Here is a 12,327-nt window from a genome sequence, read left to right as displayed (position 1 = left end):
AGAAAAATGGCGGCCTTCTCTTCGCCCCCCGGATCGCCCGCCGCTCCCGGGTCAGCCCAGAGTTTTGAACCACGTCATCCATTACAGGAAAGTTATGAAGCTCCTCCACACTACTGCGGCCGCGCTGTGCTGCAGCCTCCTCTTGGGCGCCGCGCCTGCGCTCGCTGTTGAATACGCCCTGCCTGCGGCCAACAGCCGCCTGGTGGGTGAAAATCTGGAATACGTGGTCCCGGCCGAAGAAAACGGCCAGCCGCTGGAGGCCGCCGCCGCCAAATTCCAGCTGGGGCTGACCAACATGCTGGAGGCCAACCCCAAGGCGGATCCCCTGCTGCTGCAGACCGGCGAGAAGCTGATCGTGCCGCACCAGCTGATCCTGCCGGATGCGCCCCGTGAAGGCATCGTGCTGAACGTGGCCGAGATGCGCCTCTACTACTACCCGAAAGGCAAGAAGGTGGTGGAAGTGCTGCCCATCGGCATCGGCCAGCTCGGTACCGACACCCCGGAAAACTGGGTGACCAGCGTGCAGCGCAAGAAGGCGGGCCCGACCTGGACCCCGACCGCCAAGATGCATGCCGAATATGCTGCCCGTGGCGAGAGCCTGCCGGCAGTATGGCCGGCCGGCCCGGACAACCCCATGGGGCTGTTCGCGCTCTACATCGGCAAGATGTACGCCATCCACGGCACCAACGCCCAGTTCGGCATCGGCCTGCGGGTGAGCCACGGCTGCGTGCGCCTGCGCAACGACGACATCGAGTACCTGTTCAAGAAGGTGCCGGTCGGTACCCGCGTGCAGTTCGTCAACCAGCCGATCAAGGCCAGCGTCGAGCCGGATGGTCGCCGCTACCTGGAAGTGCATCAGCCGCTCTCCCGCAATCAGGAGGAGTTCAACTCCAGCCTGCCTGCGCCGCTGCCGATGACCCCGGCGGTGACCCGCTTCATCGCCCACGCCGACAGCGACTCCCAGCTGGTCAAGCAGGCGCTGGAGCAGCGCAGCGGCATGCCGATCGCGATCAATCGCTGATTGGTGCCTGCCGACATGGCCCCGACCTCTGGTCGGGGCTTTTTTTTTGCGGCCGTGGCGGGACTGTGCCACTGATCGTGTCCGGCGGATAAGCAGTTGCTGCGTCAGGATAAAATCTGGCAGAACGGGGTAAAGCTGGTCTGTTGGTTAAAGATGAAACGTTTATATTGTGTTTTCTGTTTGTTAAAAAAGGTTGAGGTCATGGGATCTGCTGATTAAGCTAGGGCGGTTTTTTTAAGGAAGAGCCCGTCGTCAGAACGGGTACACACGTCACATAACGGAGTTTTGAATGACAGCCAGCACACCCATGCTCATCACCTTTCTGGTGTACATCCTCGGGATGGTCCTGATCGGCTTTATCGCCTATCGCGCCACCCGCAACTTTGACGACTACATTCTCGGCGGCCGCCGGATGGGGAGCTGGGTGACCGCCCTCTCCGCCGGCGCCTCCGACATGAGCGGCTGGCTCTTGATGGGCCTGCCGGGCGCCGTCTTCATCGGCGGCATCTCCGAGAGCTGGATCGCCATCGGCCTCACCCTGGGGGCCTACCTCAACTGGCGTTGGGTCGCCGGCCGGCTGCGGGTGCATACCGAGAAGAACCGCAACGCCCTGACCCTGCCGGACTACTTCACCTACCGCTTCGAGGACAAGAGCCGGGTGCTGCGCATCCTCTCCGCCCTGGTGATCCTGCTGTTCTTCACCATCTACTGTGCCTCCGGCGTGGTGGCCGGTGCCCGCCTGTTCGAGAGCACCTTCGGCATGAGCTATGACACCGCCCTCTGGGTCGGCGCCGCGGCCACCATCACCTACACCTTCTTCGGCGGCTTCCTCGCGGTGAGCTGGACCGATACGGTGCAGGCCACTCTGATGATCTTCGCCCTGATCCTCACCCCGGTGTTCGTCATCATCGCGGTGGGCGGCATCGACACCGCCATGGTGCAGGTGGCGGCGCAGAACGCCAGCAACCTCGACATGTTCAAGAACCTGGACTTCATCGCCATCATCTCGCTGATGGCCTGGGGTCTGGGCTACTTCGGCCAGCCCCACATCCTGGCGCGCTTCATGGCGGCGGATTCCCACCACTCCATGGCCAATGCCCGCCGCATCAGCATGACCTGGATGGTGCTCTGCCTGGGCGGCGCCGTGGCCATCGGCTTCTTCGGCCTGGCCTACTTCTCCACCTTCACCGAGCAGGCGGCCGGCGTCACCGGCAACCCGGAGCGGGTCTTCATCGAGCTCTCCAAGATCCTGTTCAACCCCTGGATCGCCGGCGTGCTGCTCTCCGCCATCCTGGCGGCGGTGATGAGTACCCTCAGCTGCCAGCTACTGGTCTGCTCCAGCGCCATCACCGAGGATCTCTACAAGCCGTTCCTGCGCAAGAACGCCTCCCAGCAGGAGCTGGTGTGGGTCGGGCGTGCCATGGTGCTGGTGATCGCGCTCATCGCCATCAGCGTTGCCATGAACCCGGAGAACCGGGTGCTGGGGCTGGTGAGCTACGCCTGGGCCGGCTTTGGCGCCGCCTTCGGCCCCGTGGTGCTGCTCTCCGTGCTCTGGTCGCGGATGACCCGCAACGGCGCCCTGGCGGGCATGCTGGTGGGCGCCCTGACCGTCATCGTCTGGAAGCAGTTCGGCTGGCTGGGGCTCTATGAAATCATCCCTGGCTTCCTCTTTTCCGGACTCGCCATCGTGGTGTTCAGCCTGCTGGACAAGGCCCCCTCCAAGGCCATGCTGGAGCGCTTCGACGACGCCGAGCGCGAGTTCCAGACCCCGCCGGATGCGCTGGGTCAGCCGGTTGCAGTCAACTGAGTCGGCTACTGCCGATAACAAAAAGCCCCGCGATGCGGGGCTTTTTTATGGCGCTCAGGCTGACATAGTCTGCTGCGCGGCTGTGTGCAGAGCAGGCCGGTCGGCAAGGGTCTCTGTTTACCCTTGCGCGGCGAGCCAGCGCTGCAGCAGCTGCACAAACAGCGCGGGCTGCTCGATGGGGTAGAGATGGCCGACATCCGCCACCTGCAGGCGCTGGCAGGCGGGGATGGCGTTGCCAAGGGCCTCGCACACTTGCGCAAACAGCGCTCTGGTCTGCGCGCCCTGCACGATGCAGGTGGGCACGCTGAGCGCGGCAAGGCGCGACGGCGACCAATCCGGCCGCTCGCTCTGGCTCAGCTGCTTGGGCAGGCTGGCGGCCTCCGCCAGTTGGGCCTGCTGCCACTTGAGGGGTTGTGCGGCAAAGTAGCCTGGGCGGTCCCCCGAGCCATCGATCAGGGTGGCCACCGCCTCTTGCAACTGCCCAGCTTCAACCTGACCAAACACGGGGCCGAACATGGCGCCGGCATCGGTCATAAAGGCGGCGAGCCCCTGCTCATCCAGCACCCCAGGGCAGCCCGGCTCCACCAGATAGAGGCTTCGGACGCGCTCCGGAGCTTGCAATGCGACCGTCAACGCTACATCCGCCCCATAAGACCAGCCGACCAGATGGACAGGCCCACACGCCAGCTGTGCCAGCAGCGCCAGCAGATCGTCGGCATGGGTTTCAAGGCCGAAAGGCCCCTCTTTGCCCGCTTCGCCAAAGTGGCGCAGGGTGGGGGCATAGACGGTGTAGTGCTGTGAGAGCTGCTCGATATGTTCGAGCCAGAGGGTATGGTTGGCCAGCGCGCCGTGGATCAGCAGCAGCGGCTCACCGGAACCGGCCTGCAGGCAGGGCATTGGACTGCCATTGATCATAAAGGTGTGAGTCTGTGACTGCATATCAACGCCTCCTCGGCGTGTCGTAGAAGTGGGAGAATATATAGCAAGGGCCCAGCGGCCAGTAAGTGGGCGCTGTCAGATGCTTATAGGCTGGTGATAACCTCTATATGCAAAAGCTGGGTCATCAGAGGAAAACCTATAAATCCAGCTTATAGTGGCATCGGCGCACCTTGGGTTGTCTCAAGACGGTCGATATCAACCCCGCAAGGGGATCTTCCGATCCTTTTTTATTTCGTGGTGGGTTATTTGCGATTGTCCGAATACGCTACGCTATTCGAACCTACGGGCTGTATTGTCTATGATTTAAAACTCTTGGGCATAAATCACAACGGTATCATGTGCATTAATAATAGCTGCGTCAGCATATAACTCCTTTAGCTCCTGGTAAGTTAAGTTTCTCGAGCCAATTTTCCCACGATTAAACAAATGCTCAAATAGTTCAGATGAAAGAGATGTGTCTTTTATTTTTTCATATTCAAGAATGTCAGCTCCTTGAGGTCCTTTAGATTTACATTTTTCAATTTGACATATTGGAAGGTGTTCTCCTGATGAAATGAATTTTTGGTCTGATTTTTGTAATTTATCTGTAGGTCTTATAAAGCCGGAGCAGCATGGGAATCTATACTCTTTTTCAGAATTCTGCTGGCAGATTTCTTTATTACATACGAAAGCTCTCATTTTTTCTATTTGACATTTCATTCTATCATCAGAAAGATATAGTTTTTTATCTGTCCATATTTTGTATTGAACGATAACGATACTGACTGTACCAGTTTCGTTGTTATGACGTTCATAAATTATATCAGCACCAGTAATGTATTCAGTTTTTTCTGGATGAAGAACTCGAAGGCGAAGATAATTCCCATCGGGAAGTTGAAAGTCTCTATGTGCATGACCTTTTGATAATTCAGGTAGATCTCTATCTACATTATATGCATCCCGAAATATTAACTGATTTTCGGAGTGTGCATCCATATCTAATTCTTTTTTTGCTGTGTTAAGTTGAGCTAGTCGTCTCTTTAGTTGGTCTATTCTTTTTTCATCTTTATTTATTTGAGCTGTAGCAATTAAAGATTCATAATCCTCTATGTCTGTTAGCACTAAATCTAGAGCTGATATATTATAGCCATCTCTTATGGATTTTAATTCTGCTTTTTGACGATACTCTTTTGTTGTATCACTCTCTCGGTCTCTTTTTAATAAACTATTTTCTGGGCCTAATAAATCTGGATATAGAGCTCCACCTAGATCCAAAGCATTATCATATGTCGATTTTGTCATACTCCCTTTTGATGCAATTTTCGTCATTCCACGAATTGCATTAAGAGTGATCCATTCTTGGTTTATTCTTTCTTCTGTATTACTCATGCTTAACCTTTTTAAGTGATGCTTAGAAGGTTTTTATATACAAACCTTAATTATTTAAATGTAACCTGCCGTTCACAAATTTATTTATGTGAGTTGGAGTCAAGCTGATTCTATATTATTGCCATTTAGGTCGAGCACAAAGGCGGCGTAATAGCCGGGGTGATAATTGCGCTCGCCGGGGGCGCCGTTGTCCTGGCCCCCATTGGCCAGCGCTGCCTGATAGAAGCGATCCACCATGGCCCTGTCTTGTGCCTGAAAGGCGAGATGATGGCGGCCGGTCAATGTCCCCAGCGCCGCCGGGCTGTCGATGGCGGTGACAAACAACTCGTCTGCCCAGAAGTAACCCTCACCGGCGCCGCCTATGGGAATATCGAGGGCGGCCAGTGCGGCTGTGTAAAAACGCTGGCTGGCAGCCAGGTCTTGCACCACCAGCTGGAGATGGTCGATCAGTCGGCCGCGATGCAATGTTTGTGTTTCCATACACCACCTTGCTTTGCATGTTGTGGATGAGTCGCTGGCCGACTCCTTGCCGTGATCGGCAGGAGTTGGCAAGCCGATAACATGGCTACCGCCCCTGAATTTCAGCCTCCAGTCTGCTGCTTTGTAACCAACGGGGATGGCGGAGAGGGCTCATGGGTGACTCCGACGAGGCTTGGATTGCCATTCGGGTATGGTAGCGAGAGAGGGGCGCAGGGGAAGGGCGAGGTGATAAATGTTGGGGCGGGATCAACAAATTGGTCAGTACGGCAGGGAGTGGTCCCCTGGCCGGGGGAGAGAAGTTTGTTCAAACGCGGGGAAGGGCCGCAGCCCCTCCCTCAGGCCAGAGCCAGCTGCTGGCGGGCGCGCCACAGCCGCTCGTGGAAGAAGAACACGACCGTGTTGATGGCAGGCTCGATCATCGCCATCACGCCGCCGGTGAGCAGCTCGCCGCTCAGCAGGTAGGCGACGCCGAAGGCCACCGAGAAGTGCACCAGGGCGAAGCTGCTGGTCTTGGCCTGCAGGCTGTGGTGGGGCTTGAGCTTGTGCCAGCCGAGATCGTGGAAGTAGAAGGCGACCGTGTTGACGGCGGGCTCGATCAGAGCAATCAGGCTGGCGGTGAGCAGTTCACCGGTCAGCAGGTAAGCCACGGTGAAGGCCACGGTGAAGTGCAAAACGGCAAAGCTGATGGTCTTTTTCATGATGGCGGCTCCCTCTGGTGATGAACAGAGTATCCCCTGAAATTACATCAAATGAAAACCATTCTCATCTAATGATTGGATAGGGAGGGCCTATCAAGTGAGAACTCCCTCACCGGATTGGGAGTTGCCTGGGGCTTCAACGGCGCTAGAGTGAGCCTTTGCCATGAAAAAGGAGCTTTCATGCATATGAATATCAACGCCACCCTGATGGGGCAGTTCATCCTGTTGCTGATGATCATCGTCGGCGTCGTGGCCTGGCGACTGGCCCGCCGCAAGAGCGAGCATCCGGTGCTGATCACCGTGCTGTGCATGCTGCTCAGTCTGGCCCCGCCTTTCGCCCTGCTGGCGCTGCTTATTCTGGCGCTCTGGCGGGATCTCCCGGGCAAAACGTGAGGTTGGCCGGTATGGAAAAAGCCCCGTGACGGGGCTTTTTTATTTGCGCGTCTCCCGCGCAGCTGCCGGTTGGGGTGGCAAGAGGCGGGGGGAGGGGCTCACCGGCTGAGGGTGGCGATCCGCTCATGGGCCTGGCGCATGCCCTGCTCCGCCCCGTGGGGGCGCAGGTCCATCCCTTCCGCGTAGACGAACTCCACCTGCACGATGCCCATCAGGCCGAGCACGGACTCGAGGTAGGGGGTGACCGCATCCGTTGCCTGTCCTTGATGCACGCCGCCGCGGCTGCTGAACACCAGGGCTTTTACCCCCTCCACCAGCCCCATGGGGTAGCTGTCGGTGTAGCGAAAGGTGACCCTGGCTCGCGCCACCAGATCGAACCAGTTCTTGAGCGGGGTCGGCACGTTGAGGTTGTACATGGGGGCGCCGATCAGCAGCAGGTCGGCGGCCTTGAGTTCGGCAATCAGTTGGTCCGACAGCGCCACCGCCTGGCGGATGGCCTCGCTGGTCGGCTCGGCCCCCCGCAGGGCGTGAAACAGTGCGCTGTCCAGTGGCGGCAGGGTGAGGGCGGGCAGGTCGCGTACCACCACCTGGTCCTGGTGGCCCTGCTCCCGGCGCGCTTGCAGAAAGCGCTCCATCAACTGGTTGGTGCGGGACTCGGGGCCGTTGAGGCTGGATTGCAGCAGCAGGATCTGACTCATGAGGTGAACTCCATCTGACAAATGTGGGGATGGAGGGAGCTTATCAGTCATTTTTTTCCGCAGTGCTGATACTATTTCGCCATATTGGTTCCACAAGGTATGCAATAGATGGTAAACAGCCTCAATGGCCTCGATCTGTTCGCCAGCGTGGTGGAGGCGGGCAGTTTCGCTCAGGCCGCCGAGCGGCTCCACCTCACCCGCTCGGCGGTGGGCAAGGGGATTGCCCGGCTCGAGCAGCGTCTCGGCGTCCAGCTGTTTCACCGCACCACCCGCAGCCAGAGCCTGACCGAGGAGGGGGCGCTGTTCCATCGTCACTGCCTGCGGGCGCTGGAGGAGGTGCGCCTCGGCGAGGCGGCGCTGGCCAGCAACAAGCTCACCCTCAACGGCAGCCTCAAGGTCTCCATGCCGGTGCTGTTCGGCCAGCTGTGCGTGGCGCCCCTGCTGCTGGAGCTGGCACAGGCCCATCCCGGGCTGGCGCTGTCGCTGTCGTTCAGCGATCGCAAGGTGGATCTGGTGGAGGAGGGGCTCGATCTGGTGATCCGCAACGGTGAGCCGCCGAACAGCCTGGATCTGGCGGCGCGCCGGCTCGGCGAGCACGGCATGACGCTCTGCGCCGCGCCCAGCTATCTGGCCGAGCGGGGCGAACCGATGACGTTGGCGGATCTGACCGAGCACGAGGGCATCGCCTATCTGCGACAGGGGCGGGTGCTGGCGTGGCAGTGGCAGCTGGATGGCCAGTGGCAATCGGTGCGGCCGACGGGGCGCCTGCAGCTCGACGATCTGCACGCCATCACCCAGGCGGCCATCGCGGGCTTTGGCCTGGCCTGGTTGCCGAGCTGGCTGGCGCGCCCGCACCTTGAGCGGGGCGAGCTGTGCGAAGTGCTGGGCTCGCTCAAGGGCAGGCGTTATCCCATCAATGCCCTCTGGCCCCACAGCCCGCACCTGCCGCTCAAGACCAGAATGGCCATCGACTGGCTGGCGAGCCGGCTGCCGGAGCGGCTTGCCAGCGTGGCAGGGGCGGGCAGTCATGGTCAATAAAAAGGGCCTGCAGTGGCAGGCCCTTGGCGGTGTGCGAGTGATGCAAGGCGTTACGCTTCAACCTTGTTGAGCCACTCGACCTTGTACTGGGCGCCGGCGCCCTGCGCCAGCTTGGCACAGAGGGGTTTGAGGAAGGCTTCAATCTGCTCGTCCAGCAGCCAGGGGGGGCTCACTATCAGCATGCCTGAGCCGTTCATGCCCCAATCTTTGGTCTGGCCGGCCACTTCCAGCTCGGCCACCAGGACGTTGCCGAAGTTCTCCCGCTTGATGGCGCGCAGCATGTCGCGGGACTTGTCCGCCTCTTCCCCGAGGATGGGATACCAGAGGGCGTAGATGCCGGTGGCCCAGCGTTTTTGCGCCTTTTTCAGGGTATCGACCACGGCGAAGTAATCTTCCTTCAGCTCATAGGGCGGGTCGATCAGCACCAGGCCGCGGCGCGGGGTGGGCGGCAGCAGGGCCACCAGCCCCTCGAAGCCGTCACGATGGTGGACGGCGACGCGGGGGTCGTAACCCATGTTGGCGCGCAGGTCTTCCACCTCGTTGTTGTGCAGCTCCATCAGCGCCAGCTTGTCCTGCTCGCGGGCGAGGCGACGCGACAGCTCCGGCGAGCCGGGGTAGTAGTGCAGCTGGCCATCGCTGTTCATCTCCTCGATGACGCCGAGATAGGGCGCCATGGTGGACCACTGGGCCCGCTCGTCCCACAGCCGGCCGATGCCGTCAGCATATTCCGCCTTCTTCTGCGACCAGTCGCCGCGCAGGTCGTAGAGACCGCCGCCGGCATGGGTGTCCAGCACGATGAAGGGTTTCTCCTTCTTCTTGAGGGACTCGATGATCAGGGCCTGAACGGCGTGTTTCAGCACGTCGGCGTGGTTGCCGGCGTGAAAGGCGTGGCGATAACTCAGCATATTAGGTCTCTGAGGGGGCCCTGCTGGGCCCCCAGTAACAATAGATAGTTCAACAGGTTGCGGCTGTTGCCGCGAAACAGGGTGAGGCTGCGCAGGGTTTGCAGCAGCACCCCTTGTTGCAGCCGCTCCAGCTCCAGCTCGTGGGCCAGCATTGCCTGATACTCCTGCTCGCCGAGCCGCGCCTTGGCGCTCGAACGCAGGGTGCGCCAGGGGCCGAGCACCGCCTCGGTCTGCACCAGCGCCGGTTGCAGATCGGTCAGATCGACCGGGATCCCGCACTGATCCAGCCGGTGCAGCAACAGGGCCAGGTTGACGTTGCCCCCCTGCGCCTGCACGCTGAGCCAGTCTTGGCTGCGCGCGCCGTAAACCTCGCCACTCCACTGCCAGAAGTCGAGCGGGCCCGGCAGTTCGTGGGCGGCGATCCGCTCGCTCGCCATCAGCTGTTCGTCACGCAAGGAAGGCCTGCTCCATGGTTTCCAGCTCTTCGGAGAGGCTCATCCACTCCAGCTCCACCCCTTCCAGCTCCTCCTTGATGGGGCCCTGGGACTTGAGCAGCTCGGAGAGCTTCTGCTTGGCGCTCTCTTCGTAGATGGCGGGATCGGCCAGCTGCTCTTCCACCGCGGCCAGCTTGGCCTGCAGTTTCTCCATGCTGGTTTCGAGCTTCTCCAGCTTCTGACGCAGCGGCCGGGTCGCTTGCCGGAACTCCGCCTCGCGCCGCTTCTGATCCTTGCGCGCCACCGCCGAGTTGGCGGAGACAGGGCCGTCGTCCGGTTTGGCGTTGGCCTCTTTCTCCTGCTCGCCGAGCCACTTGTGGTAGTCGTCCAGATCGCCGTCGAACGGTTCGACCCGACCACCGTGTACCAGATAGAAGTCATCTGTGGTGGTACGCAGCAGGTGCCGGTCGTGGGAGACCACCACCATGGCGCCCTCGAAGCCTTGCAGCGCCATGGTCAGGGCATGGCGCATCTCCAGATCCAGGTGGTTGGTCGGTTCATCCAGCAGCAGCAGGTTGGGCTTTTGCCAGGTGATGAGGGCCAGCACCAGCCGCGCTTTCTCGCCGCCGGAGAAGGGGGCCACCTTGTCCAGCGCCTTGTCGCCGTGAAAGCCAAAGCTGCCGAGGTAGTTGCGCAGCTCCTGCTCGGTCTTGTCCGGCGCGAGGCGCACCAGATGATCGAGGGGCGAGTCGTCCAGGCGCAGGGTCTCCAGCTGATGCTGGGCGAAGTAGCCGATGCTGACCCCGGCGCTCACCTCGAGCTTGCCGGAGAGCGGCGGGTTGGAGCCCGACAGCATCTTGATGAAGGTGGATTTGCCGGCGCCGTTGCGACCGAGCAGGCCGATGCGCGAACCGGGCACCAGGTTGAGTTTGATCTTCTCCAGGATCACCTTGTCGCCATAACCGGCGCTGAGGTTCTCCATGGCAATCAGCGGGGTCGGCAGCGCCGACGGCTCGCGAAACTCGAAGCTGAACTCGGAGTCGGCGTGAGCGGGCAGGATCTTCTCCATCCGCTCCATCGCTTTGAGCCGGCTCTGGGCCTGGCGGGCCTTGGAAGCCTTGTAGCGGAAGCGGTCCACATACGCCTGCATGTGGGACATCTCGCGCTGCTGCTTCTCGTACATGGATTGCTGCTGGGCCAGGTGTTCGGCGCGCTGCAGTTCGAAGTCGGAGTAGCCGCCGGTGTATTCGTTGAGCTTGCCGTTCTCGATGTGGATGATGCGGCTGATGACCGAATCGAGGAAGTCGCGGTCGTGGGAGATCAGCACCAGCGTGCCCTGATAGGCTTTGAGCCACTTCTCCAGCCAGATGACGGCGTCGAGATCCAGGTGGTTGGTCGGTTCATCCAGCAGCAGCAGATCGGAGCGGCAGAGCAGCGCCTGGGCCAGGTTCAGGCGCATGCGCCAGCCACCGGAGAAGCTGCGCACCGGCGAACTCAGCTGCTCGTCGCTGAAACCGAGGCCGTGCAGCAGTTCGGCGGCGCGGGCACGAATGCTGTAGGCGCCGATGGTGTCGAGCTTGCCATGCAGCTCGGCCACCAGCAGCCCGTTGTCATCCTGCTCGGCCTGGGCCAGCTGGGCCTCCAGCGCACGGAACTCCTTGTCGCCGTCGATCACGTAGTCGAGGGCGGAGCAGTCCAGCGCCGGGGTCTCCTGCGCCACGCCGGCAATCTGCCAGCCGGCGGGCAGGCTGAAGGTGCCGCTGTCGATGGCCAGCTCGCCCCGTACCAGTGCAAAAAAGGTGGACTTGCCACAGCCGTTCTTGCCCACCAGACCCACCTTGTGGCCGGGATGAATGGTGGCGGAGGCGTTGTCCAGCAGCTTGCGGCCGCCGCGGATCAGTTCGATTTGACTGGCAACTATCATGGATTGGTCTGCTTGGCTCAAATGGAGGAGAAAAACTGGCGCGGATCTTACGTGAAACGGCGCAGATTTGCACTTGAGGCGGGGGGCAACCACTGGCTGGGGGGGCAAAAACATGCCATAACAGAGCAATCAGTCAGGGTTGGGGAGGTTAGCATGCTTATCAGGGACATCATGACGACCCGGGTCGCCACCGTTTCCATGGATGACCGGCTCAATGTCATCAAGGAGATCTTCGAGCAGGCTCACTTTCGCCACCTGCTGGTGCTGGAAGAGGAGGAGCTGGTGGGGGTCATTTCAGACCGGGATCTGTTCCGCGCCATCAGCCCCTATCTGGACTCCGAGGCCGAGATGAGCCGCGATACCGAGACCCTCAACCGGCGCGCCCACCAGATCATGAGCCGCCACCCCATCACCATCGCCCCCCAGCTTACGGTGCGGGACGGGGTCAAGATGATGCTGGAGAAGAACGTCTCCTGCCTGCCGGTGCTGGAAAACGGCGCCCTGGTCGGCATCATCAGCTGGAAGGACCTGCTGCGCGCCGCCCTCGACAGCGACGCCTTCTAGGCCCGTCGGCACAGCTTGCAAGACAGCAAAAAGGGCTCCGAGGAGCCCTTTGTCGTTG

13 protein-coding genes are annotated in these 12,327 nt (G+C 60.6%); 5 read left to right on the top strand and 8 right to left on the bottom strand.

Annotation, left to right across the window (positions count from 1 at the left end; translation table 11 throughout):
- Positions 1-94 precede the first annotated feature (94 nt).
- A complete protein-coding gene (locus tag QLG02_RS12070) occupies positions 95-1,021 on the top strand; it encodes a L,D-transpeptidase family protein (RefSeq protein WP_016351926.1) in 927 nt (308 codons plus the stop codon).
- A 289-nt stretch (positions 1,022-1,310) separates the two neighbouring features.
- Positions 1,311-2,828 carry a sodium/proline symporter PutP gene (putP, locus tag QLG02_RS12065; RefSeq protein WP_042066398.1) on the top strand — a complete coding sequence of 506 codons (1,518 nt, stop codon included), beginning with the start codon at positions 1,311-1,313 and terminating at the stop codon, positions 2,826-2,828.
- Between the two features lie 117 nt (positions 2,829-2,945).
- Here putP and QLG02_RS12060 read toward each other — a convergent pair whose 3' ends face one another.
- The 4 genes from QLG02_RS12060 to QLG02_RS12045 form a co-directional block, all read right to left on the bottom strand.
- Positions 2,946-3,767, bottom strand: a complete 822-nt coding sequence (locus QLG02_RS12060; RefSeq protein ID WP_282465265.1) for an alpha/beta hydrolase — start codon at positions 3,765-3,767, stop codon at positions 2,946-2,948.
- 303 nt (positions 3,768-4,070) lie between these two features.
- Positions 4,071-5,135 carry a hypothetical protein gene (locus QLG02_RS12055; protein WP_282465264.1) on the bottom strand — a complete coding sequence of 355 codons (1,065 nt, stop codon included), beginning with the start codon at positions 5,133-5,135 and terminating at the stop codon, positions 4,071-4,073.
- 99 nt (positions 5,136-5,234) lie between these two features.
- A complete protein-coding gene (locus QLG02_RS12050) occupies positions 5,235-5,615 on the bottom strand; it encodes a VOC family protein (RefSeq protein ID WP_282465263.1) in 381 nt (126 codons plus the stop codon).
- Positions 5,616-5,950: 335 nt separating this feature from the next.
- Complete coding sequence (locus QLG02_RS12045; protein WP_045526198.1) at positions 5,951-6,313, bottom strand: DUF2061 domain-containing protein; 363 nt, start codon at positions 6,311-6,313, stop codon at positions 5,951-5,953.
- Positions 6,314-6,499: 186 nt separating this feature from the next.
- On the opposite strand from QLG02_RS12045, the gene QLG02_RS12040 reads away from it, so the two are divergent.
- The gene (locus QLG02_RS12040) at positions 6,500-6,706 is read left to right on the top strand and encodes a hypothetical protein (RefSeq protein ID WP_016351920.1); all 207 of its coding nucleotides are present in this window, start codon (positions 6,500-6,502) and stop codon (positions 6,704-6,706) included.
- 98 nt (positions 6,707-6,804) lie between these two features.
- On the opposite strand, the gene QLG02_RS12035 is transcribed toward QLG02_RS12040, so the two are convergent.
- Positions 6,805-7,404 carry an NAD(P)H-dependent oxidoreductase gene (locus tag QLG02_RS12035; protein WP_282465262.1) on the bottom strand — a complete coding sequence of 200 codons (600 nt, stop codon included), beginning with the start codon at positions 7,402-7,404 and terminating at the stop codon, positions 6,805-6,807.
- Positions 7,405-7,512: 108 nt separating this feature from the next.
- Here QLG02_RS12035 and QLG02_RS12030 point away from each other — a divergent pair, with 108 nt between their 5' ends.
- On the top strand, positions 7,513-8,442 hold the full coding sequence (locus QLG02_RS12030) for a LysR family transcriptional regulator (RefSeq protein ID WP_282465261.1): 930 nt from the start codon (positions 7,513-7,515) through the stop codon (positions 8,440-8,442).
- Positions 8,443-8,492: 50 nt separating this feature from the next.
- On the opposite strand, the gene rlmJ is transcribed toward QLG02_RS12030, so the two are convergent.
- The 3 genes from rlmJ to QLG02_RS12015 are packed head-to-tail and all read right to left on the bottom strand — an operon-like array spanning position 8,493 to position 11,705.
- Positions 8,493-9,347 (bottom strand): 23S rRNA (adenine(2030)-N(6))-methyltransferase RlmJ, encoded by an 855-nt coding sequence (rlmJ, locus tag QLG02_RS12025; RefSeq protein ID WP_282465260.1) that lies wholly within the window; start codon positions 9,345-9,347, stop codon positions 8,493-8,495.
- Positions 9,341-9,802 carry a DUF2390 domain-containing protein gene (locus QLG02_RS12020; RefSeq protein ID WP_016351916.1) on the bottom strand — a complete coding sequence of 154 codons (462 nt, stop codon included), beginning with the start codon at positions 9,800-9,802 and terminating at the stop codon, positions 9,341-9,343. Before QLG02_RS12020 ends, rlmJ begins: the two co-directional genes overlap by 7 nt.
- Positions 9,795-11,705 carry an ABC transporter ATP-binding protein gene (locus QLG02_RS12015; RefSeq protein ID WP_029302229.1) on the bottom strand — a complete coding sequence of 637 codons (1,911 nt, stop codon included), beginning with the start codon at positions 11,703-11,705 and terminating at the stop codon, positions 9,795-9,797. The genes QLG02_RS12020 and QLG02_RS12015 overlap by 8 nt, the downstream gene beginning before the upstream one ends.
- Before the next feature lie 153 nt (positions 11,706-11,858).
- Here QLG02_RS12015 and QLG02_RS12010 point away from each other — a divergent pair, with 153 nt between their 5' ends.
- Complete coding sequence (locus QLG02_RS12010; RefSeq protein ID WP_011707313.1) at positions 11,859-12,269, top strand: CBS domain-containing protein; 411 nt, start codon at positions 11,859-11,861, stop codon at positions 12,267-12,269.
- Positions 12,270-12,327 lie beyond the last annotated feature (58 nt).

This window comes from Aeromonas sp. V90_14 (assembly GCF_029967615.1).
GTDB lineage: Bacteria > Pseudomonadota > Gammaproteobacteria > Enterobacterales > Aeromonadaceae > Aeromonas > Aeromonas hydrophila.
Note: the sequence above shows the minus strand (reverse complement) of the source record. Positions and strands in the feature narration are given on the sequence as shown.

Coding starts and splice junctions, on each gene's coding strand:
- QLG02_RS12035 (WP_282465262.1), bottom strand. CDS start 7,404: ATGAGTCAGATCCTGCTGCTGCAATCCAGCCTCAACGGCCCCGAGTCC.
- rlmJ (WP_282465260.1), bottom strand. CDS start 9,347: ATGCTGAGTTATCGCCACGCCTTTCACGCCGGCAACCACGCCGACGTG.
- QLG02_RS12050 (WP_282465263.1), bottom strand. CDS start 5,615: ATGGAAACACAAACATTGCATCGCGGCCGACTGATCGACCATCTCCAG.
- QLG02_RS12055 (WP_282465264.1), bottom strand. CDS start 5,135: ATGAGTAATACAGAAGAAAGAATAAACCAAGAATGGATCACTCTTAAT.
- putP (WP_042066398.1), top strand. CDS start 1,311: ATGACAGCCAGCACACCCATGCTCATCACCTTTCTGGTGTACATCCTC.
- QLG02_RS12040 (WP_016351920.1), top strand. CDS start 6,500: ATGAATATCAACGCCACCCTGATGGGGCAGTTCATCCTGTTGCTGATG.
- QLG02_RS12045 (WP_045526198.1), bottom strand. CDS start 6,313: ATGAAAAAGACCATCAGCTTTGCCGTTTTGCACTTCACCGTGGCCTTC.
- QLG02_RS12060 (WP_282465265.1), bottom strand. CDS start 3,767: ATGCAGTCACAGACTCACACCTTTATGATCAATGGCAGTCCAATGCCC.
- QLG02_RS12010 (WP_011707313.1), top strand. CDS start 11,859: ATGCTTATCAGGGACATCATGACGACCCGGGTCGCCACCGTTTCCATG.
- QLG02_RS12030 (WP_282465261.1), top strand. CDS start 7,513: ATGGTAAACAGCCTCAATGGCCTCGATCTGTTCGCCAGCGTGGTGGAG.
- QLG02_RS12070 (WP_016351926.1), top strand. CDS start 95: ATGAAGCTCCTCCACACTACTGCGGCCGCGCTGTGCTGCAGCCTCCTC.
- QLG02_RS12015 (WP_029302229.1), bottom strand. CDS start 11,705: ATGATAGTTGCCAGTCAAATCGAACTGATCCGCGGCGGCCGCAAGCTG.